The sequence below is a fragment of the Rhizobium sp. BK251 genome (genome assembly GCF_004345245.1).
Taxonomy (GTDB): domain Bacteria; phylum Pseudomonadota; class Alphaproteobacteria; order Rhizobiales; family Rhizobiaceae; genus Rhizobium.
Window position 1 is genome coordinate 142,071 of sequence record NZ_SLUQ01000007.1, and the last position, 20,590, is coordinate 162,660.

Genomic DNA, 20,590 nt, shown 5'->3' on the forward strand with positions numbered 1-20,590 from the left:
ATGGTCAAGCGATTTCGAGAGATCGCTAGAGTGCGACCGTCTCGACTTTCTTGCCGACGAAGCGCAGCGCGACCTGGCCCCGGATCAGCTGCAGTGCGGTTTCCCCGAAGAGGTCGCGGCGCCAGCCGGTCAGGGCAGCCACCTCGGCTTTTTCGCCCTCGGCCGCGATCCGGTCGAGATCCTCGCTGTTTGCGATGACCTTGGCGGCGACCCCGTGCTTTTCGGCGATCAGCTTCAGGAGCACCTTGAGAAGCTCGGCCGCTGCTGCAGCGCCTTCCGGCGCCTGCGTGTGGCGGGGCACCTGCGGCATTTCAGCCTTTGGCAGCGACAGCGCCTGGTTGATCGCTTCGAGGACCGCGCCGCCAGCCGCGGAGCGTTCCCATCCCTTCGGGATCGTACGTAGCCGGCTGAGCGCCTCGGAGTCCTTCGGCTGCTGCTGGGCGATCTCGTAGATTGCGTCATCCTTGAGCACGCGTGAGCGCGGCACGTTGCGCGAGCGCGCCTCGCGTTCGCGCCAGGCGGCGATATATTTCACGATCGCGAGCTCCTGCGGCTTGCGCAGGCGCATCTTCAGCCGCTGCCACGCGTCGTCCGGATGGATGTCGTAGGTCTCGCGGGCCTCGAGAATGTTCATCTCCTCCTCGAGCCACGAGCCGCGCCCCTCGCGCTCCAGCTGCTCGCTGAGAAAGAGATAGACGTCGCGAAGATGCGTGACGTCCGCCAGCGCGTAGTCGAGCTGCTTGTCCGAGAGGGGACGACGGCTCCAGTCCGTGAAGCGCGAGGACTTGTCGATGTGCACGCCCTTGATGCGGCTTACGAGCTGGTCGTAGGACACCGAGTCGCCGAAACCGCAGACCATCGCGGCGACCTGCGTGTCGAAAATCGGGTGAGGGATGAGGTTGCCGCGGTTGAAGATGATTTCGATGTCCTGGCGCGCCGCGTGGAAGACTTTCAGCACCGAAGGGTTGATCATCAGCTCAAAGAAGGGGGCAAGGTCAATTCCACTGGCAAGCGGATCGACGAGCACTTCCGTCGTCGGACTTGCCATCTGAATCAAGCAGAGTTCCGGCCAGAAGGTGGTTTCGCGTAGGAATTCGGTGTCGATGGTAATGAATTTCGATTTGGCCAGCTCTTTACAGGCCAAATCCAGTTCGGCAGTTGTCTTGATCATATCAATTCATTCGTCGGAAAAAGGCGGATAAACCTTCCTTCTCCTTTCCCGGCAATATGTCAATATGTCCATTATATCTTGGGCTTTGGGCGTTTCATTCGCCGGGGTGCAGGCGGTGTTTGCGGCGGTTGCTGCGCTCGTTTGCAAGTACGGCAACCCACCCTCCGATGGCGACCATCGCAGGTAGGACTATAAAGGCGAATATCTGAATGCCGTTCATGGGGGCAACCCCTTAAGTGCGCGTCTTCCTGCCAAATGTAATGCAACCGCGGCGGAAAGCCAACAGAACGCGCCTATCACGAATGTGAATGTCGGGGCGACGGTCCCGGTTGCGGAATAGAGTGCGGCGGCGATCGGCGCAAATACACCGACCGTCAGGCACGAGGTCGATGCCCTGTCGATGGCGTTCGCCAGATATTTGGTTCGCTCGATCTCGCGCAACTTGCCCGCTGCCTTCAGACGCGACTGTCCCGTACCGTCGGGACGATACCCGAAAGCCCCGTAAACTCAAACAACGCGGAAATAGCCGGTCATCCCGGTCTTCTGGTGTTCGATGATGTGGCAATGGAACACCCAGTCGCCGGGATTGTCGGCAACTAGCGCAAGCCGCACCTTCTCGTCCGGCTGGATGAGATAGGTGTCCGAGACGAGCGGCGGGACCTGCCGAGTCGAGGAGGAGAGGACGGTGAAACTCATGCCGTGCAGATGGATCGGATGCGTATGCGGCGTGACGTTCTCGACGTTCAGGATATAGCTCTTGCCGAGTTTCATCTCCGCAAGCGGTGCCGTCGGGTCAGGCGTGTCGCCGGGCCACGGCGCCTTGTTGATCGCCCAGAAGCTGTAGCCGAGCGATCCGCATATGCTGTCGACCGCGCCGTTTTCCGCCGTGGCGCTGAGAATGAGCGGTATCTGCTCGGCGGTGGAAATATCGGCTTTGTCCATCGGATTGGCCGCCAGCCGGCCGAGGTCGCCCGTATCGCGCTTCAGTGAGCGGCCGACTGCGCGTAACCGCGCGATCGTCGTCGGGTTCGTTCCTCGGATGTCTTCAATGGTCGCTACCGCTCCCTCCGTGTCGGGCATCCGCAGCGCAAGGTCGAGCCGCTGGCCGGGTCCCAAGAGCAGGAGGTCGAGGGGAAAGCGCTCGGGCACCGGATTTCCGTCGATGGCGATTACCGTCGCCTCTGCCCCTTCGACCTTGAGCGAGTAGATGCGAGTGACATCGGTGATCGCAAGCCGCAGCCGCACGAGGCCGCCAGCCGGGGCGTCATATTGCGGCTCCCGCTGCCAGTTCGCCGTGCGCACGGTGCCGTAGGTGCCGGCTTTCGCCGCATCGCGCGGACGAAACTGGGCGATGAACTGGCCATCGCCGCCGAGCCGCCAGTCACGAAGGTTGAGAGTGACTTCGGCGTCGAAATCGGGATCGTCCGGGCTTTCGACAATGATCATGCCGGTGAGGCCGTGCCCCATCTGCGCCAGCGTGTTGCAATGCGGATGGTACCAGAAGGTGCCGGCATCCGGCGGCGTGAAGCTGTAGTCGAAACTGTCCTGCGTGTAGACATAGGGCTGCGTCAGGAAGGGTACGCCGTCCATGCGGTTGTCGATCCGCAGGCCGTGCCAATGGATTGTCGTCGGCTCGTTTTCCATGACGTTGATGAGATGCGCGGCGAAGGGCTCGCCCTGTTTCATGCGGATCGTCGGCGGCATTTCGCGCGAGGCATAGCTCAACACGTTCTTCGTCGGCCCGGCGTCCGTCAACTTCATTTCAGTCGTCTGTGCTGTCAGGATCAGCGGCTCGGGTGCAGCTGCCGCCAGGCCGAACCTGCTGGCAATGCCTATGCCGGCCCCGTATGCGCCGGCAAGGGCGGAGGCCTTCAAAAGGTTGCGGCGGGTCAGGACTGCCATTGGGGCGCTCGGTGTGGTCTTCGCACCCCTTTTAAAGTTGACATTGCCGTTCAGCAATATGCCTTGGCACGCCAAACTGCCGCACGAGCGGTTCAGTCGCCGGATTCTGTCGGCGGAGCGGCGAGCTTGTTGAAGAAGGTGGAGGTTCTAAGCAGGTTGCGGAAGCGCCTCGTGCGCTGTTTCGCCGGCACGCCCTCGCGGACGGTCATCCGCTGCAGGGTGTAGAGCATGAAGAGCAACAGCACGACACTCATGTAGAAGAAGAGTGCCCGCGGCCCGAAGATGTCGAGCATGAAGGAGGCGAAGAGCGGTCCGATGACGGCGCCGAGCGACCAGAAGAATAGCGTCCCGGCCGAAACGAGTGCATGCTGGCCCTCCGCCGCGTGGTCGTTGGCATGGGCGGAGCAAAGGGAATAGAGCGGCATCGCGAAGGCGCCGAAGGCGAAGATGCCGGCGAAGTTCAGCCAGGCATTGGCACCCGCCACGACCGCGATGAAGAGGCCCGCCATGAAGGAACCGAGGGCGGCGACCAGGATGATCAGCCGCCGGTCCAGCTTGTCGGAGTAGTGTCCCAGCGGATATTGGAGCACGACGCCCGCGAAGATGCCGACGCTCATGAAGGTCGCAATCGCGGTGACGGACATGCCGATCCCTTCGGCATAGACCGGTCCCAGCGATCGGAATGTCGAATTGGTGAGCCCTACGACGATGCAGCCGACGGTCGCGAGCGGCGAGATGTTCCAGAGCGCACGGATGTCGAAACGCACTGCCTCGGGCGGGGCTGGGCTTGATCGGTCGGCAAACGAGATCGGGACGAGCGACAGCGTCAGCGCCATGGAGATGATGGCAAAGAGCTGGAAGCCGTCGATGCCGACGGCCGGTATCAGATATTGCGCGCAAGTCACCGAGCCGAGATCGACGAAGCGGTAGATCGAAAGCGTGCGGGCGCGGTTGGCATTGGTCACGCGCGCATTCAGCCAGCTCTCCACGACGGCGAAGAGGCCGGCGAAACAGAGCCCCTGGATGAGCCGCATCGCGAACCAGGAGAGAGGATGAATGTACAGCACCATGGCAATCGAGGCGGCGGAGGCGATCGCCGCCAGCGCCGAAAAGGTCCTGATATGGCCGATCGACCGGATGATGCGCGTCACGTAGATGCAGCCGATCGCGAAGCCGATATTGTAGCCGGTACCGACCAGGCCGATCGTCGATGGCGAAAATCCCTCCCGGAGCGCACGCAGGGAAACGAAGGTGGCCTGTAGCCCGTTGCCGCCGATAAGGATGCCGGCGGTCACAAGCAGGGGGATCAGGGGGCGGATATGGCTCATGGCGCGGAAGGGCTGCATCGGGGCGGGGTTCAGCGGGCGTGCTCATCTTCTAGACAAGCTCGCGTCACAAAAACAGCCTAAAACGCGACTCTCCCTGTCCGAGCCTTGACAAATCAAGGCGTCCATGCGCTTTTCCGCCCGATTTTCTTGTCGGCGCTTGAGGGCAGTTTCGATGCCCTTGCTGCCGTCTCTGACTAGCCCAGGAATGATGAAGATGCACCGCTATCGCAGCCACACATGCGCCGCCCTCCGCACGTCGGATGTCGGATCGACCGTCCGTATCTCCGGCTGGGTCCATCGCGTACGCGACCATGGCGGGCTGCTCTTCATCGACCTTCGCGACCACTACGGCATGACGCAGATCGTTGCCGATCCGGACAGCCCGGCCTTCAAGGCTGCTGAGACGGTTCGCGGCGAGTGGGTGATCCGTGTCGACGGCCTCGTCAAGGCCCGCACCGAAGACACGGTCAACAAGACGATGCCGACCGGCGAGATCGAGTTGTACGCGCAGGAGATCGAAGTCCTTTCTGCTGCCAAGGAACTGCCTCTGCCGGTCTTCGGCGAGCCGGAATATCCCGAAGACGTTCGCCTCAAGTACCGTTTCCTCGACCTGCGCCGCGAGACGCTGCACAAGAACATCGTCAAGCGCACGCAGGTCATTTCCTCGATGCGCCGCGAGATGGGCAATGTCGGCTTCACGGAATACACGACGCCGATTCTGACCGCGTCCTCGCCGGAAGGCGCGCGCGACTTCCTCGTTCCGAGCCGCATCCATCCGGGCACCTTCTACGCGCTGCCGCAGGCGCCGCAGCAGTACAAGCAGCTTCTGATGGTCGCGGGCTTTGACCGCTATTTCCAGATCGCCCCCTGCTTCCGCGACGAAGATCCGCGCGCCGACCGCCTGCCGGGCGAGTTCTACCAGCTCGACCTGGAAATGAGCTTCGTGACCCAGGAAGACGTCTGGAACACCATGGGTCCGCTCATGACGAAGATTTTCGAGGAATTTGCCGAAGGCAAGCCGGTCACCAAGGAATGGCCGCGCATTCCCTATGACGAGGCGATCCGCAAGTACGGCTCCGACAAGCCGGACCTGCGCAACCCCATCGTCATGCAAGAGGTGACGACCCATTTTGCCGGTTCCGGCTTCAAGGTCTTCGCCAACATGATCGCGTCCAACCCGAAGGTCCAGGTCTGGGCGATCCCGGCCAAGACCGGTGGTTCGCGCGCCTTCTGCGACCGCATGAACGCCTGGGCGCAGTCGACGGGCCAGCCGGGCCTCGGCTACATCTTCTGGCGCCAGGAAGGCGCCGTGCTGGAAGGCGCCGGTCCGCTTGCCAAGAACATCGGCGAGGAGCGCACCGAAGCTATCCGCACCCAGCTCGGCCTGGAAGAGGGCGATGCCTGCTTCTTCGTCGCCGGCGATCCCGACAAGTTCTACAAGTTCGCAGGCGAAGCCCGCACCAGGGCCGGCGAGGAACTGAACCTTGTCGACCGCGACCGTTTCGAACTCTGCTGGATCGTCGACTTCCCGTTCTTCGAATGGAGCGAGGAAGAGAAGAAGGTCGATTTCGCCCACAACCCGTTCTCGATGCCGCAGGGTGGTCTTGAAGCGCTGCAGAACCAGGATCCGCTGACGATCAAGGCCTTCCAGTACGATGCGGTCTGCAACGGCTTCGAAATTGCCTCCGGCTCGATCCGTAACCAGTCGCCGGAAACCATGGTCGCCGCCTTCGAGAAGGTCGGCCTCAGCCAGCAGGACGTCGAGGATCGCTTCGGCGGCCTCTACCGCGCCTTCCAGTACGGCGCACCTCCGCACGGCGGCGCAGCCTTCGGCATCGACCGTATCGTCATGCTGCTCGTGGGTGCGAAGAACCTGCGCGAAATCTCGCTGTTCCCGATGAACCAGCAGGCCCAGGACCTACTGATGGGAGCACCGACTCCGGCGACGACCGCGCAACTGCGCGAGCTTGCCTTGCGGCCGATCCCGCCGCAGAAGAAGGACTAAGCTTCGGGAATTCCGCTCGCCCGGCAGTCAGATGCCGGGCAGCGCCTCGGCTGCCGCCTGTGCGGGCAGCGCAGCGCTGAACGCAGATGTCAATGCAGGGTGCCGCTTATCAGGCCCTCGGCTGGATCCCAATCGTCATCCTCATCGGGAAGCAGAAGGTCGATCAGAGCCGCAACCCGCCGGCTGAGATGTCGTCCATCCCCCACCAGTGCCTCGTCGTTGCTGATCCAGGCGGTTGCTTCCGCCAGCTCCTGCGCCGACGCGCCGGTCGCTATGATTTCGGAAAGCAGTATGTCGTCGATCGGGCCAAGAATTGCGGTGACCTCCGCGTGCTTCAGTCCCATGGCAGCCTCCGTGCTTCATCGGTCGGTGTTCGCGGTGATGAGATTGAAATAACGCTCGCGACGACGCGGTCAAGGACAGGCGGCAATTTGGCGGGGTGGTGGAGGCTTTGAAAGCAAAAGCCGGCAGCTGCTGTGTCGCCGGCTTCCGATGTCATATCAATGGTTTCTTACTGGCTGTTCGCCGTAACCGTGACGCCCAGCACCTGCGGCAAGGTGTTCGGTGCACCCATCGCCGCACCCGCAATCATCGGGAAGGGGACAGGCTGTGCCGGCTTCGCGCTCACCGTGAAGTTCTTCGGGCTGTCCAGATAGGTGCTGATGGCCGCCGAAGCAGCATTCTGCAGCTCCGGAATGTTGAGCTGGGCGAGCATGAGGGGTGCCAGCGCCTTCAGTGAATCGCTCATCTGCTTGCCTGAAACGCCCTGCTTCGAACCGGCATAATCCAATGCACGCTGGGTGATCGACGCATCGTCGAAACGGATTGCCGCCTTGTTGAAGGAGAGCTGCTGCATGAGGCCGAGCATTGCGATGCCGGCGGCCTGCTGGGCCTCTTCCTTGTTCGGGTTGGCCTCGGAGGCCTTGATCGTGTCCTGAAGGGATTTGACGAACTGCAGCGTGTAGCCCGAGAAGCTGAAGCTCATGTTGAGCCGTCCGACATTGGCCAGGTCGAGTGCGAGTTCGTCGATGCTGATCGTGCCGGGGGCGAGTTCCCAGCTGCCCTTGGTGGTTACATCGCCCTGCACATGCTCGAGTGCGAGCTTCTGGATCGCTTCCTTGCTCTCGGCATCCTCGGTCTTGCTGAGGTCCGCCTTGAGGTCCTTGAAGGCGCCGTCGAAATCGAAGCCGGATTCGTCTTCACGTAAGGTGAGGTTTACGTTCGTTTCGCTGAGCGAGAAGACTTCTCCGCCGTCCTTGGTGACCTTGAAGGGACCGGAATGGGCCGTCTCGTAAAGGAGCATGGAATCCAGGCCTTGCGCCGTCACGTCGGCAGGAACGGAAATGCCGCCGAGCGTCATGTCCTGCGCCGAAATCGTGACGCCTTCCTGCGTTGTGTTCACGTTGGGGAAGGCAGCCTCCTCGATGTAGTAACTGCCGTCCTCGTCCTCTTCCACGCCGGTCAGGACGATGTCGCCGAGCTTGAAGCCTTCGGAGCCGGAGTCGGTGGGCTTGAAGCTGGCGCCCTTCAGCGTCACCGTCGTGCCGGCCACGTCGATGCTCTCGGCTGTGATGCTGCCACCCTGCAGGTTATAGGCGGCGTTGATCTTTTTCAGGAGATCGGTCCCGTCGAGCGCGAATGCGCTCCCGGCAAAGGTCAGGAATGCGGCGCTGGACAGCATCAGCCGTGTCGTCCGGTAGAATGTCATTGTCGGTAAGCCCTCGTTGGCGACATGGGAAGATCGCGTATCAATCTACTATGGTTCGGCACGCTTTAATATTTACGCTTCTCTAAATTTCCGTTGAGATGCACGCTAAATGACGTCCGAATTCAGGCAGGTGCGACAATCGGCTCGTTCCTTTTCTGCGCAAGGGCCTTAATCCACAGGGCGATAGGCCTGTTTCCTTGCCCGGAATCTGCTTCTCGGCTAGTCAAGTGCCATGGGACAAGAAATTTTGCCGCCCTCAGGCGGAGACGATAATATTCTACCGGTCGACCTCAAGGCGGCGCTCGAGGAGCGCTATCTCGCTTATGCGCTTTCGACCATCATGCACCGAGCCCTTCCGGACGTTCGCGACGGCCTGAAGCCTGTTCACCGCCGCATCATCCACGCGATGAGCGAGATGGGCATCCGCTCGAACTCCTCCTTCAAGAAATGCGCCCGCATCGTCGGCGACGTCATCGGTAAGTTCCATCCGCATGGCGACCAGTCCGTCTATGATGCGCTGGTGCGTCTTGCGCAGGATTTTTCCCAGCGTTACCCCGTCGTCGACGGGCAAGGCAATTTCGGCAATATCGACGGCGACAGCGCCGCCGCCTATCGTTACACCGAAGCGCGCATGACCGAGGTCGCGTCGCTGCTTCTGGAAGGCATCGATCAGGACGCCGTCGATTTCCGCCCGACCTATAACGAGGAAGACGAGGAGCCGGTCGTCCTGCCGGGCGCCTTCCCGAACCTGCTTGCCAACGGCTCGTCCGGCATCGCTGTCGGCATGGCGACCTCCATCCCGTCGCACAATGCCCATGAGCTTTGCGACGCGGCGCTGCACCTGATCAGGCATCCGGATGCCACGGTCGAGACGCTGGTCGAATCCTTCATTCCCGGCCCCGATTTCCCGACCGGCGGCCTCATCATCGACAGCCGCGAAAGCATCATCGAAGCCTACAAGACCGGCCGCGGCGGCTTCCGCACGCGCGCCAAGTGGCAGATCGAGGATCTCGGCCGCGGCGGCTACCAGATCATCGTCACTGAAATCCCGTTCCAGGTGCAGAAGTCACGGCTGATCGAAAAGATCGCCGAGCTGCTGCTTGCCCGCAAGCTGCCTCTGCTCGAGGACATCAGGGACGAATCCGCCGAAGACGTCCGCGTCGTCCTCGTGCCGAAGAGCCGTACCGTCGATCCGACGATCCTGATGGAATCCATGTTCAAGCTGACGGAGCTCGAAAGCCGCTTCCCGCTGAACATGAACGTGCTGTCGATGGGCCGCATCCCGAAGGTGATGGCGCTGAACGAGGTGCTGAAGGAGTGGCTGGACCATCTCCGGGAGGTGCTTCAGCGCCGCTCGCGCTTCCGCCTCGCGGCCATCGACAAGCGCCTCGAGATCCTGGGCGGCCTGCTGATCGCCTACCTCAACATCGACGAGGTGATCCGCATCATCCGCGAGGAGGACGAGCCGAAGCCCGTCATGGTCGCGCGATGGGCGCTCACCGACAATCAGGTCGAGGCGATCCTCAACATGCGGCTTCGCTCCTTGCGCAAGCTGGAAGAATTCGAGATCCGCACCGAGTTCGACAACCTCAGCAGGGAAAAGGCCGATATCGAGGCATTGCTCGCCTCCGACGACAAGCAATGGCAGACGGTTGCCTGGGAAATCGGCGAGGTGAAGAAGAAGTTCGCCAAGGCGACCGAGCTCGGGCGCCGCCGTACCCAGTTCGCCGAAGCGCCTGACGCCGACGAAGAGGCGATCCAGCAGGCGATGATCGAGAAGGAGCCGATCACGGTCGTCGTCTCGGAGAAGGGCTGGATTCGCGCGCTCAAGGGGCATATCTCCGACACCACGACGCTGACCTTCAAGGAAGGCGATGCGCTGAAGGTGGCTTTCCCGGCGCAGACGACGGACAAGATCCTGATCGTGACCACCGGCGGCAAGGCCTATACCCTCGGCGGCGACAAGCTGCCGGGCGGTCGCGGCCACGGCGAACCGCTGCGTATCATCGTCGACATGGAAAACGACCAGGACGTACTGACAGCCTTCGCGCACGACCCGACCCGCAAGATGCTGATTGTCTCCACAGCCGGCAATGGCTTCGTGGTGCCGGAGGCGGAATTGGCCGCCAACACCCGCAAGGGCAAGCAGATCATGAACGTTTCGATGCCGGACGAGGCCAAGCTGATCGTCACGGTCCAGGGCGATCACGTTGCCGCGGTCGGTGAGAACCGGAAGATGCTGGTTTTCCCGCTCGTACAGATACCGGAAATGTCGCGTGGCAAGGGTGTTCGCCTGCAGCGCTACAAGGATGGCGGCATCTCGGATGTGCGCTGCTTCTCGATCGCCGATGGGCTGACTTGGGAGGACAGCGCAGGCCGCACCTTCACGAAGTCGAAGGACGAACTGGCCGAATGGATGGGCGATCGCGCAGGCGCCGGCCGCACCGTGCCGAAGGGCTTCCCGCGTAGCGGCAAGTTTTCCGGCTGACATAAAGCTGGACGCCGGCTGAGAACCGATCGGAGGCGGCTTCCGCAGGGGGCCGCATCTTTGCTTTGGCGCTCGGAAACCTGTGAATTTAAGAGGTTGATAAAATATTAACGTTCGACCTTGACGGCCGAAAGCGGTATTCTATTTAGATGTTCACCCAAAAGGATGAATATGATGAGTTCAGTCGCGAGCCTGAACGACACGATGCTCGCCCTTGCCGATCCTACACGGCGCGCAATCCTGCAGATGTTGCTGAAATGCGAGGCGAGGGTGACTGACGTGGCGTCGCCTTTCGACATCTCCCTGAATTCCGTTTCGAAGCATATCCGCATCCTCGAACGGGCAGGTCTGGTGCATAGGCGCAAGGAGGGACGTGAACACATCCTGGTGGCCGATCGGAGGCCGTTGGATGCCGCCGTCGACTGGATAGACGGCCACCGATCCTGAACGGGACGCATGATCCCCGGGCCACGCCTGCAAGGGGAGGGTTCAGCGTGATGTCGAGTTGTAGCGCGCGTTGCGCCCTGGCGGATGAGGGTGCTGATGATCGCAGATACCTGATAAAAATACGTGGAGGAACAGATAATGACCGTCAGCAACACCATTCGTGTTCATGTGACGCACAGCTACGCCGCTTCCGCCGCCCAGGTCTTTGACGCCTGGCTCAATCCGGCGATGGCGCGGACCTTTTTGTTTGCCGCGGACAATGGGAGGGTCATCCGGGCAGAGATTGACCCGCGGGTCGGTGGACGCTTTCTGATCGTCGATCGTCGGCCTACCGGCGACGCGTTCCACAGCGGCATGTTCCTGGAGCTTCACCGGCCGCGCAAGATCGTCTTCAGTGTATCGCTCGAAGAGCATGACCATTGTGCAGATCTGGTCCAGATCGATATCGAGTCTCTGGACGTCGGCTGCAGGCTGACCTTGACGCATGAAATGTGCGCCGAATGGGCCGAGTTCGAGGACCGCACGCGCCAAGGCTGGACCAATATCATCGAGAATCTCGGCCGCGTCGTCGACCACCAAGCCGCCGCCTGAGTTCTGTCATGAGATGGGGAGGGTGAAGTCCCGCAGGAAGCGGGTCGCGCCCTCTTCGTCTATTTCGCCTGCCGCCACCGCGAGAACGAAGGAAAAAAGAGTGGCATCGGTGGTTTCGATGGCGTGGTTGTTCTCAGCAAGGAAGACAGCTGTCGTCACGATGGCGATGCGCTTGTTTCCATCGATGAACGCATGATTTCTCGCAAGACCGAACAAATACGCCGCCGCGAGTTCGATAAGGTCCTCGCAGCCGTAGTGCGCCTTGTTCATGGGCCGCGCGAGAGCGGATTCCAGGGCACCTTCGTCGCGCAGGCCGAATGCTCCTCCAAAACGCTCGATCTGCATTGAGTGAAGGCGCTCGACAACAGACCTGCTTAGAAAGATGAATTTCGTCACTCTGCGAGCTTCTTCAGTGCAACCTTGTACTTGTCCATGAAGCGCTGCGCATGCTCCAACTGACGCGAGAAATCTTCCTCGAGTGGCTGCAAATGAAGTCCGCCGCCGTTGGTGCTGAGCTCCAATGCGTCGCCTGCCTTCAAGCCGAGTCGGTCCAGAACCTCCTTTGGGATGATAATTCCCTCGGAATTGCCGATCTTGCGGATAGTTACGTTCATAGCTTCCGTCCTTCAGTGTAGTAACGGCGTTATAACACGTCGGAATTTTGCGGGCAAATTCACAGACTGAAGTCAGTCGAGGACCGGTTGCCTGAGCGTATTCGCGCGCACTTGCCACAGCGAATGGGCCGATAGCGCCGCGATCAGGATCGTGCCGCCGACGAGCGTCATCGTGCTCGGCGCCTCGAGGAAGATCAGCCAGACCCAGATCGGCGCCAGGATGGTTTCGAGCAGGTAGAACATCCCGACCTCGGGTGCCGAAAGAAAGCGCGTGCCCGTCGCCAGGCACCAAAAGGCGACCGGCATCATGACCGCGCCATCAAGGACGATCCATGCCGGATGTTCGATCGAAAGCCCCGCCGGCAGAACTTGGCAGAATCCGACGGCGACCGGTGCCACGGTCGACAGAAGCGAGGCAAAGCCCATGTCTCGGCGCGACGCTCGCCCGATCGTGATTGCGGCCGCGATGATCAAAGCGGAGAGAAGCGCCATCAGGTCGCCGAAGAGATGCCCGCTCGACAGGCCGTCACGGACGATGAGGCTGACGCCGAAGACCATGGCAAGGATGGTCAGGAGCGTCGAGGGCGAGGGCCGTTCCTTGAGGAATATCCAGGAAAGCAAGACGGCAAACATCGGGTTGAAGGCGAGGATGAAGACCACGTTCGCCGCGGCCGTATTGTAGACCGCAATCAGGAAGGTCAGCGTCGAGAGCGCGTAGAGGCAGCCGACAACCACGCCCTGCCATCCCGGAAAGAGCACCGGCCGCGTCCGCGCGAAGCGGTTCATCGCGGCGACGATCACGACGGTCACGAGAAGCGTCGCGATGCTGCGGACACCGAGGATCGACCAGACGTCTCCGTGCGCGAGGCGGATCAGCAGAATGTCCATGGACAGGGCCAAGCCGCCGATCGTGGTCAGCAGCAGCCCCTTTCTATGTGGAGAAAGGGCGGGAAACGGCATGCCTATTTCTGACTGGCCTCCTCGGCGGCCTGGTCATAGCGCTCCCAGCCGCGCGGCGTCAGATGTTCCTGAGGCTGGAACCGCGTCTTGTAGTCCATTTTCCGCGATCCCCGCACCCAATAGCCGAGATAGACATGCGGCAGCCCGAGGACGCGCGTGCGCCTGATGTGGTCGAGGATCATGAAGCTGCCAAGCGAGCGCCTGTCGAGTGCGGGGTTGAAGTAGGAATAGACCATCGAGAGGCCGTCGCTCATCGTGTCGGTCAGCGCGGCGGCAAGCAGTTCGCCCTTCGGTCGCTGCTCGAACCCGGCCCCTTCTTCGCGGCGGCGATACTCGATGATGCGCGTGTTGACGTGCGTGTCTTCGACCATGATCGCATAGTCCAGCACGGTCATGTCGGACATGCCGCCCTGCTGGTGGCGATAGTCGAGATAGCGGCGAAAGAGGGAATATTGCTCGCTCGAGGGCTGGGCGGGAAATTCCGTGGCAACGACGTCCGCGTTGGCGGCAAGCACCCGCTTCATGGAACGGGTCGGCTCGAATTCCTGCGCGAGGATGCGCACGGAAACGCAGGCCCGGCAGGATTCGCAGGCCGGGCGGTAGGCAATGTTCTGTGATCGGCGGAACCCACCCTGGGTCAGGATGTCGTTCATCTCGGCCGCCCGCGGGCCGACGAGGTGCGTAAAGACCTTGCGCTCCATTTCGTGCGGCAGGTACGGGCATGCAGCTGGAGCCGTCAGGTAGAACTGGGGTGATGGCGTCGACTGCGTATTCATTTGCCGCTAGCCAATCCCTTCCTTCGGCGGTCTACCATAAGCATGGCTAAAGATTGGAAAACGTCAACTGCGCTGTGCGGGTGGCGGTACGGATTCAATCAATTCTTCCAAACGTCGCGTTACCGGCTACGTCTTCCGACTGTGCTTGCTATCTCAGGCAGTGCGGATCACCACCGTGCCGAGCAGGAGGTCGTGGATTAACCGGCTGCGCTCGATGAAGAGGCCGGCAAGAAGGATAAGCGGCGTGAGCACCGAGTTCAGGATCCAGAAGAGCGCAAGGTGCACGATGGCGATCAGGAAATCGAGCGGCCGGCCGTCAAGGCGGACCATGGCGAGACCCATCGCCCGCATGCCGAGGGAGGCCTGGTGGGGGCCGCCGAGCGTCAGGCCGAAATAGAGGCCGGCAACGGTCACGAAGAGCACGGGATAGAGGAAGAATCCAAGCCCCAGCGTCAGGACCCCAAGAAAGAAGACGACGATTGCGGCGGGGATGCACAGCAGCGCCACGATCACGTAGTCGAGGATGAATGCGAAGATGCGCCGGCTCAACACGCCGCTGTAGGCGCGCCAGTCGTCCGGTGCGGCATAGAGCGGGTTAGGGTTGAGAGTCATCCTGTTTCTCCTGTGGTTAGGCTCTGCAAAAGATATGGTGAGAACGCCCTGAAATACAAGAACGCTCTCCTCAACCCTTCCTTGCGAGAAGTCGCGCCACCTCTGGTGCAAAGTAAGTGAGGATGCCGTCACAGCCTGCACGCTTGAAAGCAAGCAGCGTTTCCATCATCGCCCGCTCGCCGTCGATCCAGCCGTGCATGGCCGCCGCCTTGATCTGCGTATACTCGCCGGAGACCTGATAGGCGAAGGTCGGCAGGCCGAAGGCTTCCTTGAGGCGCCAGCAAATGTCCAGATAGGGAAGGCCGGGCTTCACCATCAGCATGTCGGCTCCCTCCTCGACGTCGAGTGCGGCATCGCGAACCGCCTCCGTGCCGTTGGCGGGATCGATATAATAGGTCTTCTTGTCGCCCTTCAGCAGGCCGCCCGTCGAGATCGCCTCGCGATAGGGGCCATAGAAGGCGGAAGCGAATTTCGTGGCGTAACTCATGATGCCGACGTCCTGATGCCCGGCGGCATCGAGCGCCCTGCGGATTGCGCCGACGCGCCCATCCATCATTTCCGAAGGCGCGATGATATCGGAGCCGGCGTCCGCCTGCAGGACTGCCGCGCGCGCCACCTGTTCGACGGTCTCGTCGTTGACGATCTCGCCGTCGCGCAGGATGCCGTCATGTCCGTGGCTCGTGAATGGATCTAGGGCAACGTCCGTGATGACGCCGATGTTCGGCACCGCCTTCTTGATGGCGGCCGTCGCGTGGTTGATCAGATTGTTGGCTTCGAGGCTGTTCGATCCCGTTTCGTCGCGGAGCTCCATCTCGATGTTCGGGAAGGTCGCAAGTGCCGGAATGCCGAGATCGGCCGCCTCCCTTGCCGCTTCCACTGCCCTGTCGACCGTCATCCGGTTGACACCGGGCATGGCGTCGATAGGCTCGACGATATTAGTGCCGGGTATGATGAAGATCGGCCAGATCAGGTCGTCCACGGTGAGCCGGTTTTCCTGGACGAGGCGGCGTGTCCAGTCCGCCTTGCGGTTGCGCCGCATGCGGCGGTGCCCGGTGATCTCGTCAACGAGGTGCGTTTTGTCCTGCATGGTCCCGCCGTTCCTTCGGTCGTCTGCTTTTCGTGCCGCGTCCTTATCACGCTGCCTCTCCGTTTCCAAACCCGACGAAAGGCCGCAGGCACAACATCGCTCTGGTCGGGCCGGCAGCCCACAACTATGGTCGTGCCATGAACGCTGATTCCTCGACATTGCCCAGGCGAACGCTCACGGACATCCTTTTCGTCCTGTTCCTCAGGCTGATTGCGCTCTCCTGCTTCTGGTTCGGTCTGCAATACTGGGCCATGATCGTCGGCTATTCGCTGGGAGGGGAGGGCCGCTTCGATCTCCTGGCCCTGCCATGGAAGGTGGCGGCCGCGGGCCTTGCCGTCGTCTTTCCGGTGGCGGCTCTCGGGCTGTGGCTCACGGTCTCGTGGGGGCCGGTCATCTGGGTGCTCGGCGCGGGTGGTCAGATCCTCATGCACGGGCTATGGCCGGAGATTTTCGGCCGCAATCCTCTCATCATTCTGATGCATGTTCTGGTGGCCGTTCTCTACTGCATTTTCCGAATAGGGCTGTGGCTGGAGAAGCGCCGCCAGCGCGAAAGGGTAATGGTTGATTTACCCTGAGACGAGAGGAAGAAACGGTAAGGTGCTGTTAAGCCTGCGGTTTAAGTAGAATTTTATTTGTATTCGATAGGGTCTCACTCAAGGCGGGAAGAAAACCAACACCGCCAAACGAAACAGTGAGGCAGTCACCATGAACACGAAAATCAAGCCGCAGGCAGCAGCCGGTCTCCTCAATCAGCAGGACCAGGATATCCGTTCTCTCTACATGGAATCGCTCCACCTCGTGGAGCGCCTCCACCGCCGACTGCTCGACGTCATCAAGGACGAATTCGACCGTCAGGGCCGCAGCGACGTCAACGCCGTCCAGGCGCTTCTCCTTTTCAACATTGGCAATTCCGAGCTTACCGCCGGCGAGCTTCGTTCTCGCGGCTACTATCTCGGCTCCAACGTTTCCTACAACGTCAAGAAGCTGGTCGACCTCGGCCTCATCAACCACCAGCGCTCGCGCATCGACCGTCGTTCGGTTCGCATCAGCCTGACGGAGCCGGGTCAGGACATCGCGGAGACCGTCGCCCGGCTCTATGAGCGCCATATCGCCTCGATCGACAAGGTCGGCGGCATCGGCACCGACGAGTTCAACCAGATGAACAAGCTTCTCCAGCGCCTCGACCGCTTCTGGAACGACCAGATCCTCTACAGGCTCTAAGAGACAAGACCTCCTCCAGGGTCAGTCGAACCGGGTGCTTCCCTGCGCACCCGGTTTCGGCCGTTTCGGTGCGTGATATCGCGTGTCTTCTTTGCAACTCGTCGCATTCATGTGTGGACAAGCCTTGTTCAGGCTGCATTTTAGCCGTTATTAACCAACACAGGTGTAGTTGTTCGGATCGATCCGGCGGTCGGGCTTGTTTGGACAAGCAAGGATCATGCCGGGAGACACGAATTGGCCATATTGGTATGGCAGCGGATGAGCGGCAACCGGCGCTATCAGGACATCGATTTGTCAGGCACCCGCGCTTATGGCTCGCGGTTTCGTGAGGGCTTTGAGCGAAGTTTTGTGGTGACGAGGGGCAACTGTCTGATATTGAATGCGTTTGTCGGCAGCGCTGTCGCAATGGGCCGTGGTCGCGGAGGCGATGCGGCGTTCAATGGTAGGGAAAATGTCGAAGAAAATCGGAATTGAAGCTCTCTCGCGCCGGTCCTTTCTGCGTTCGGCGGCAACCGTTGGTGCTGCCGCGATTGCCGCTCCAGCCTTTGCCCAGTCGGCTCTCGACGATCTGATCAATGCGCCGCGCCGCGGCTCCTGGGATGACCAGTTCGATGCGAAGGCAGCGTCCCGCACGGCGACGCGCGTCGTGTCCAATACGCCTATCCTCGGCCCTGATTCCGCTGGCAGCATGCAGATGGCAATCGCCCAGCATCAGCAGATCGTGGCAAACGGCGGCTGGCCCCAGGTCAATTCCGCGGTAAAGCTGCAACTCGGTGTCGTCGATACGTCGGTCCAGACCTTGCGCCAGCGCCTCTTCATATCGGGCGACCTGCCGCAGGAAGCAGGCATGTCGAGCGCCTTCGATTCCTACGTCGACGGTGCGGTAAAGCGTTTCCAGGCCCGCCACGGGCTTCCCGCCGACGGGGTCATCGGTGAATTCACGCTGAAGGCGATGAACATTCCGGCCGATGTTCGCCTGCAGCAGCTGAACACGAACATGATCCGCGTTCAGACCTTCCCGGCCGATCTCGGCCGCCGCCACGTCATGGTCAATATTCCCGCTGCCTACATCGAGGCGATCGAGGACGGGAGTGTGGCGACCCGCCATGCGGCGGTTGTTGGCCGTATCAGCCGTCCGACGCACATCATCAATTCGAAGATCTACGAGGTCATCCTCAATCCTTACTGGACGTCGCCGCGTTCGATCGTCGAGAAGGACATCATGCCGCTGATGCGCAAGGATCCGACCTATCTCGAGAGGAACGCCATTCGCCTGATCGACGGCAAGGGCAACGAAGTCTCGCCGGAGACCATCGACTGGAATGGCGAAGCGCCGAACCTGATGTTCCGCCAGGATCCGGGCAAGATCAACGCCATGGCGTCGACCAAGATCAATTTCCATAACAAGAACAACGAATACATGCATGACACGCCGCAGCAGGGCTTGTTCAACAAGCTCATGCGCTTCGAGTCGTCGGGCTGTGTTCGTGTCCAGAACGTGCGTGACCTTACCAACTGGCTGCTGCGCGAGACGCCAGGCTGGAACCGCCAGCAGATGGAACAGGTCATCGCAAGCCGCGTCAACACGCCGATCACGCTCGGCGAAGAGGTCCCGGTGTATTTCGTCTACATCTCGGCCTGGGGCATGCCGGACGGCGTCGTTCAGTTCCGCGACGACATCTATCAGATGGATGGCAATGCCGAGCTTGCGCTGGATACGACAGCCGGCACGGAGCAGCCCGTTCAATAACACCGCCGAAAGAGTTAGCTTTCACGCCGCCGCGTCCTCTGGGCGCGGCGTTTCGTTGCGCGTAGATTGCCCAGCAAATGTCGTTCTTCGTATTGCCCTCGAAGGGCCGGAACGCTAATACCTTCGCGCATTGAATTTGAGGAGCCCGCTCATGACAAATGCTTCCACCGAATCCTTCTTCAACCGCTCGCTCGCCGATACCGATCCGGAGATTTTCGGCGCGATCGGGAAGGAGCTCGGCCGCCAGCGGCATGAAATCGAACTCATTGCCTCGGAGAATATCGTCTCCCGGGCGGTGCTCGAGGCCCAGGGCTCCATCATGACCAACAAGTATGCGGAGGGCTATCCGGGCAAGCGCTACTACGGCGGCTGCCAGTTCGTCGACATCGCGGAAGAGCTTGCGATCGAGCGCGCCAAGAAGCTCTTCGGTGTCAACTTCGCCAACGTCCAGCCGAATTCCGGTTCGCAGATGAACCAGGCGGTCTTCCTGGCGCTGCTGCAGCCGGGCGACACCTTCATGGGCCTTGACCTCAATTCCGGCGGCCACCTGACGCATGGCTCGCCCGTCAACATGTCTGGCAAGTGGTTCAACGTCGTCTCCTACGGCGTGCGCGAAGGCGACAACCTGCTCGACATGGACGAAGTCGCCCGCAAGGCCGAAGAAACCAAGCCGAAGCTCATCATCGCCGGCGGCACGGCCTATTCGCGCATCTGGGACTGGAAGCGTTTCCGCGAGATTGCCGACTCCGTCGGCGCATACCTCATGGTCGACATGGCCCACATCGCCGGCCTCGTTGCCGGCGGCCAGCATCCGTCGCCGTTCCCGCATTGCCATGTTGCAACGACCACGACCCACAAGTCGCTCCGCGGTCCCCGCGGCGGCGTCATCCTGACGAATGACGAGGATCTGGCCAAGAAGTTCAACTCCGCCGTCTTCCCGGGCCTCCAGGGCGGACCGCTGATGCACATCATCGCCGCCAAGGCTGTCGCCTTCGGCGAGGCGCTGCAGCCGGAATTCAAGGACTACGCAGCCCAGATCGTCAAGAACGCCAAGACGCTTGCAGAAACGCTGATGGCAGGCGGCGTCGACGTCGTCTCGGGCGGCACCGACAACCACCTCATGCTCGTCGACCTGCGCAAGAAGAATGCGACCGGCAAGCGCGCCGAGGCGGCACTCGGCCGCGCCTACATCACCTGCAACAAGAACGGTATCCCCTTCGATCCGGAAAAGCCCTTCGTCACCTCCGGTATTCGCCTCGGTGCACCGGCCGGCACGACGCGCGGCTTCAAGGAGGCGGAGTTCAAGGAAATCGGCAATCTCATCATCGAAGTGCTCGACGGCCTCAAGGTCGCCAATTCGGACGAGGGCAACGCGGCCGTCGAAGCGTCGGTGCGCGGAAAGGTCATGAACCTCACCGGCCGTTTCCCGATGTACGACTACATGGGCTGACGCATGCGCTGCCCCTATTGCGGTTCGGAAGATACGCAGGTCAAGGACTCGCGCCCGGCGGAGGACAATACGTCCATCCGCCGCAGGCGTATTTGTCCGGATTGCGGTGGCCGGTTCACGACGTTCGAGCGCGTCCAGCTGCGCGAATTGATGGTTGTCAAGAAGACCGGCCGCAAGGTGGCCTTCGACCGCGACAAGCTGGTGCGCTCCTTCGAGATCGCGCTGCGCAAGCGTCCGGTTGATCGCGACCGCATCGAGCGTGCGGTTTCCGGCATCGTGCGCAGGCTGGAGAGCTCCGGCGAGACCGAGATCAGTTCGGAGCAGATCGGCCTCCAGGTGCTCGAGGCGCTGAAAGGTCTCGATGATGTCGCCTTCGTCCGCTATGCTTCCGTCTATCGCGATTTCTCCCACGCGGAAGACTTCGAGAAGATCATCTCCGAGATCAGCGCGAAGATCGCCCGCGATCCACTGGACAGCTAG

The 20,590-nt window shown here is 61.4% G+C and carries 21 protein-coding genes; 10 read left to right on the plus strand and 11 right to left on the minus strand.

Going from position 1 to position 20,590, the window contains the following annotated elements; translation table 11 throughout:
• Window positions 1-25 precede the first annotated feature (25 nt).
• The 3 genes from rnd to EV286_RS18690 all read right to left on the minus strand — a co-directional run bounded on the left by rnd (window position 26) and on the right by EV286_RS18690 (window position 4,401).
• Window positions 26-1,171, minus strand: a complete 1,146-nt coding sequence (gene rnd / locus EV286_RS18675) for a ribonuclease D (RefSeq protein WP_132958672.1) — start codon at window positions 1,169-1,171, stop codon at window positions 26-28.
• 507 nt (window positions 1,172-1,678) lie between these two features.
• Window positions 1,679-3,073, minus strand: coding sequence for a multicopper oxidase family protein (locus EV286_RS18685; RefSeq protein WP_132958674.1), 1,395 nt, complete (start codon window positions 3,071-3,073; stop codon window positions 1,679-1,681).
• A gap of 92 nt (window positions 3,074-3,165) precedes the next feature.
• Complete coding sequence (locus tag EV286_RS18690; RefSeq protein WP_132958675.1) at window positions 3,166-4,401, minus strand: MFS transporter; 1,236 nt, start codon at window positions 4,399-4,401, stop codon at window positions 3,166-3,168.
• Between the two features lie 214 nt (window positions 4,402-4,615).
• On the opposite strand from EV286_RS18690, the gene aspS reads away from it, so the two are divergent.
• The gene (aspS, locus tag EV286_RS18695; protein ID WP_132958676.1) at window positions 4,616-6,406 is read left to right on the plus strand and encodes an aspartate--tRNA ligase; all 1,791 of its coding nucleotides are present in this window, start codon (window positions 4,616-4,618) and stop codon (window positions 6,404-6,406) included.
• Window positions 6,407-6,495: 89 nt separating this feature from the next.
• Here the strand turns inward: aspS and EV286_RS18700 are convergent, their stop codons facing one another.
• Both EV286_RS18700 and EV286_RS18705 read right to left on the minus strand, forming a co-directional pair.
• Window positions 6,496-6,750 carry a hypothetical protein gene (locus EV286_RS18700; RefSeq protein WP_132958677.1) on the minus strand — a complete coding sequence of 85 codons (255 nt, stop codon included), beginning with the start codon at window positions 6,748-6,750 and terminating at the stop codon, window positions 6,496-6,498.
• Window positions 6,751-6,917: 167 nt separating this feature from the next.
• Window positions 6,918-8,114 carry a hypothetical protein gene (locus EV286_RS18705; protein ID WP_132958678.1) on the minus strand — a complete coding sequence of 399 codons (1,197 nt, stop codon included), beginning with the start codon at window positions 8,112-8,114 and terminating at the stop codon, window positions 6,918-6,920.
• 232 nt (window positions 8,115-8,346) lie between these two features.
• On the opposite strand from EV286_RS18705, the gene parC reads away from it, so the two are divergent.
• The 3 genes from parC to EV286_RS18720 all read left to right on the plus strand — a co-directional run bounded on the left by parC (window position 8,347) and on the right by EV286_RS18720 (window position 11,640).
• Window positions 8,347-10,602: a DNA topoisomerase IV subunit A gene (gene parC / locus EV286_RS18710; protein WP_132958679.1), complete on the plus strand. Its 2,256-nt coding sequence runs from the start codon at window positions 8,347-8,349 to the stop codon at window positions 10,600-10,602.
• Between the two features lie 174 nt (window positions 10,603-10,776).
• Entirely contained in the window at window positions 10,777-11,049 is a 273-nt protein-coding gene (locus EV286_RS18715; RefSeq protein WP_207909881.1) for a metalloregulator ArsR/SmtB family transcription factor, read from the plus strand.
• A gap of 138 nt (window positions 11,050-11,187) precedes the next feature.
• Entirely contained in the window at window positions 11,188-11,640 is a 453-nt protein-coding gene (locus EV286_RS18720) for an SRPBCC domain-containing protein (protein WP_132958681.1), read from the plus strand.
• A gap of 6 nt (window positions 11,641-11,646) precedes the next feature.
• Here EV286_RS18720 and EV286_RS18725 read toward each other — a convergent pair whose 3' ends face one another.
• The 6 genes from EV286_RS18725 to hemB form a co-directional block, all read right to left on the minus strand.
• Window positions 11,647-12,036 (minus strand): type II toxin-antitoxin system death-on-curing family toxin, encoded by a 390-nt coding sequence (locus tag EV286_RS18725; RefSeq protein WP_281041094.1) that lies wholly within the window; start codon window positions 12,034-12,036, stop codon window positions 11,647-11,649.
• Entirely contained in the window at window positions 12,033-12,254 is a 222-nt protein-coding gene (locus EV286_RS18730) for an AbrB/MazE/SpoVT family DNA-binding domain-containing protein (protein WP_132958682.1), read from the minus strand. The genes EV286_RS18725 and EV286_RS18730 overlap by 4 nt, the downstream gene beginning before the upstream one ends.
• A 72-nt stretch (window positions 12,255-12,326) precedes the next feature.
• Window positions 12,327-13,214 (minus strand): DMT family transporter, encoded by an 888-nt coding sequence (locus EV286_RS18735; RefSeq protein WP_132958683.1) that lies wholly within the window; start codon window positions 13,212-13,214, stop codon window positions 12,327-12,329.
• A gap of 2 nt (window positions 13,215-13,216) precedes the next feature.
• On the minus strand, window positions 13,217-13,990 hold the full coding sequence (locus EV286_RS18740; protein ID WP_132958684.1) for an arginyltransferase: 774 nt from the start codon (window positions 13,988-13,990) through the stop codon (window positions 13,217-13,219).
• A 153-nt stretch (window positions 13,991-14,143) separates the two neighbouring features.
• Complete coding sequence (locus tag EV286_RS18745; RefSeq protein ID WP_132958685.1) at window positions 14,144-14,602, minus strand: RDD family protein; 459 nt, start codon at window positions 14,600-14,602, stop codon at window positions 14,144-14,146.
• A 70-nt stretch (window positions 14,603-14,672) separates the two neighbouring features.
• Complete coding sequence (hemB, locus tag EV286_RS18750; RefSeq protein WP_132958686.1) at window positions 14,673-15,689, minus strand: porphobilinogen synthase; 1,017 nt, start codon at window positions 15,687-15,689, stop codon at window positions 14,673-14,675.
• A gap of 137 nt (window positions 15,690-15,826) precedes the next feature.
• On the opposite strand from hemB, the gene EV286_RS18755 reads away from it, so the two are divergent.
• The 6 genes from EV286_RS18755 to nrdR all read left to right on the plus strand — a co-directional run bounded on the left by EV286_RS18755 (window position 15,827) and on the right by nrdR (window position 20,590).
• Window positions 15,827-16,264: a DUF6163 family protein gene (locus EV286_RS18755; RefSeq protein WP_132958687.1), complete on the plus strand. Its 438-nt coding sequence runs from the start codon at window positions 15,827-15,829 to the stop codon at window positions 16,262-16,264.
• Between the two features lie 130 nt (window positions 16,265-16,394).
• Window positions 16,395-16,910: a MarR family winged helix-turn-helix transcriptional regulator gene (locus EV286_RS18760; RefSeq protein ID WP_132958688.1), complete on the plus strand. Its 516-nt coding sequence runs from the start codon at window positions 16,395-16,397 to the stop codon at window positions 16,908-16,910.
• Between the two features lie 234 nt (window positions 16,911-17,144).
• On the plus strand, window positions 17,145-17,384 hold the full coding sequence (locus EV286_RS18765; protein WP_132958689.1) for a hypothetical protein: 240 nt from the start codon (window positions 17,145-17,147) through the stop codon (window positions 17,382-17,384).
• Window positions 17,362-18,660 carry a L,D-transpeptidase family protein gene (locus EV286_RS18770; protein ID WP_132958690.1) on the plus strand — a complete coding sequence of 433 codons (1,299 nt, stop codon included), beginning with the start codon at window positions 17,362-17,364 and terminating at the stop codon, window positions 18,658-18,660. The genes EV286_RS18765 and EV286_RS18770 overlap by 23 nt, the downstream gene beginning before the upstream one ends.
• A gap of 151 nt (window positions 18,661-18,811) precedes the next feature.
• Window positions 18,812-20,110 (plus strand): serine hydroxymethyltransferase, encoded by a 1,299-nt coding sequence (glyA, locus tag EV286_RS18775; RefSeq protein ID WP_132958691.1) that lies wholly within the window; start codon window positions 18,812-18,814, stop codon window positions 20,108-20,110.
• Between the two features lie 3 nt (window positions 20,111-20,113).
• Window positions 20,114-20,590 carry a transcriptional regulator NrdR gene (gene nrdR / locus EV286_RS18780; RefSeq protein ID WP_132958692.1) on the plus strand — a complete coding sequence of 159 codons (477 nt, stop codon included), beginning with the start codon at window positions 20,114-20,116 and terminating at the stop codon, window positions 20,588-20,590.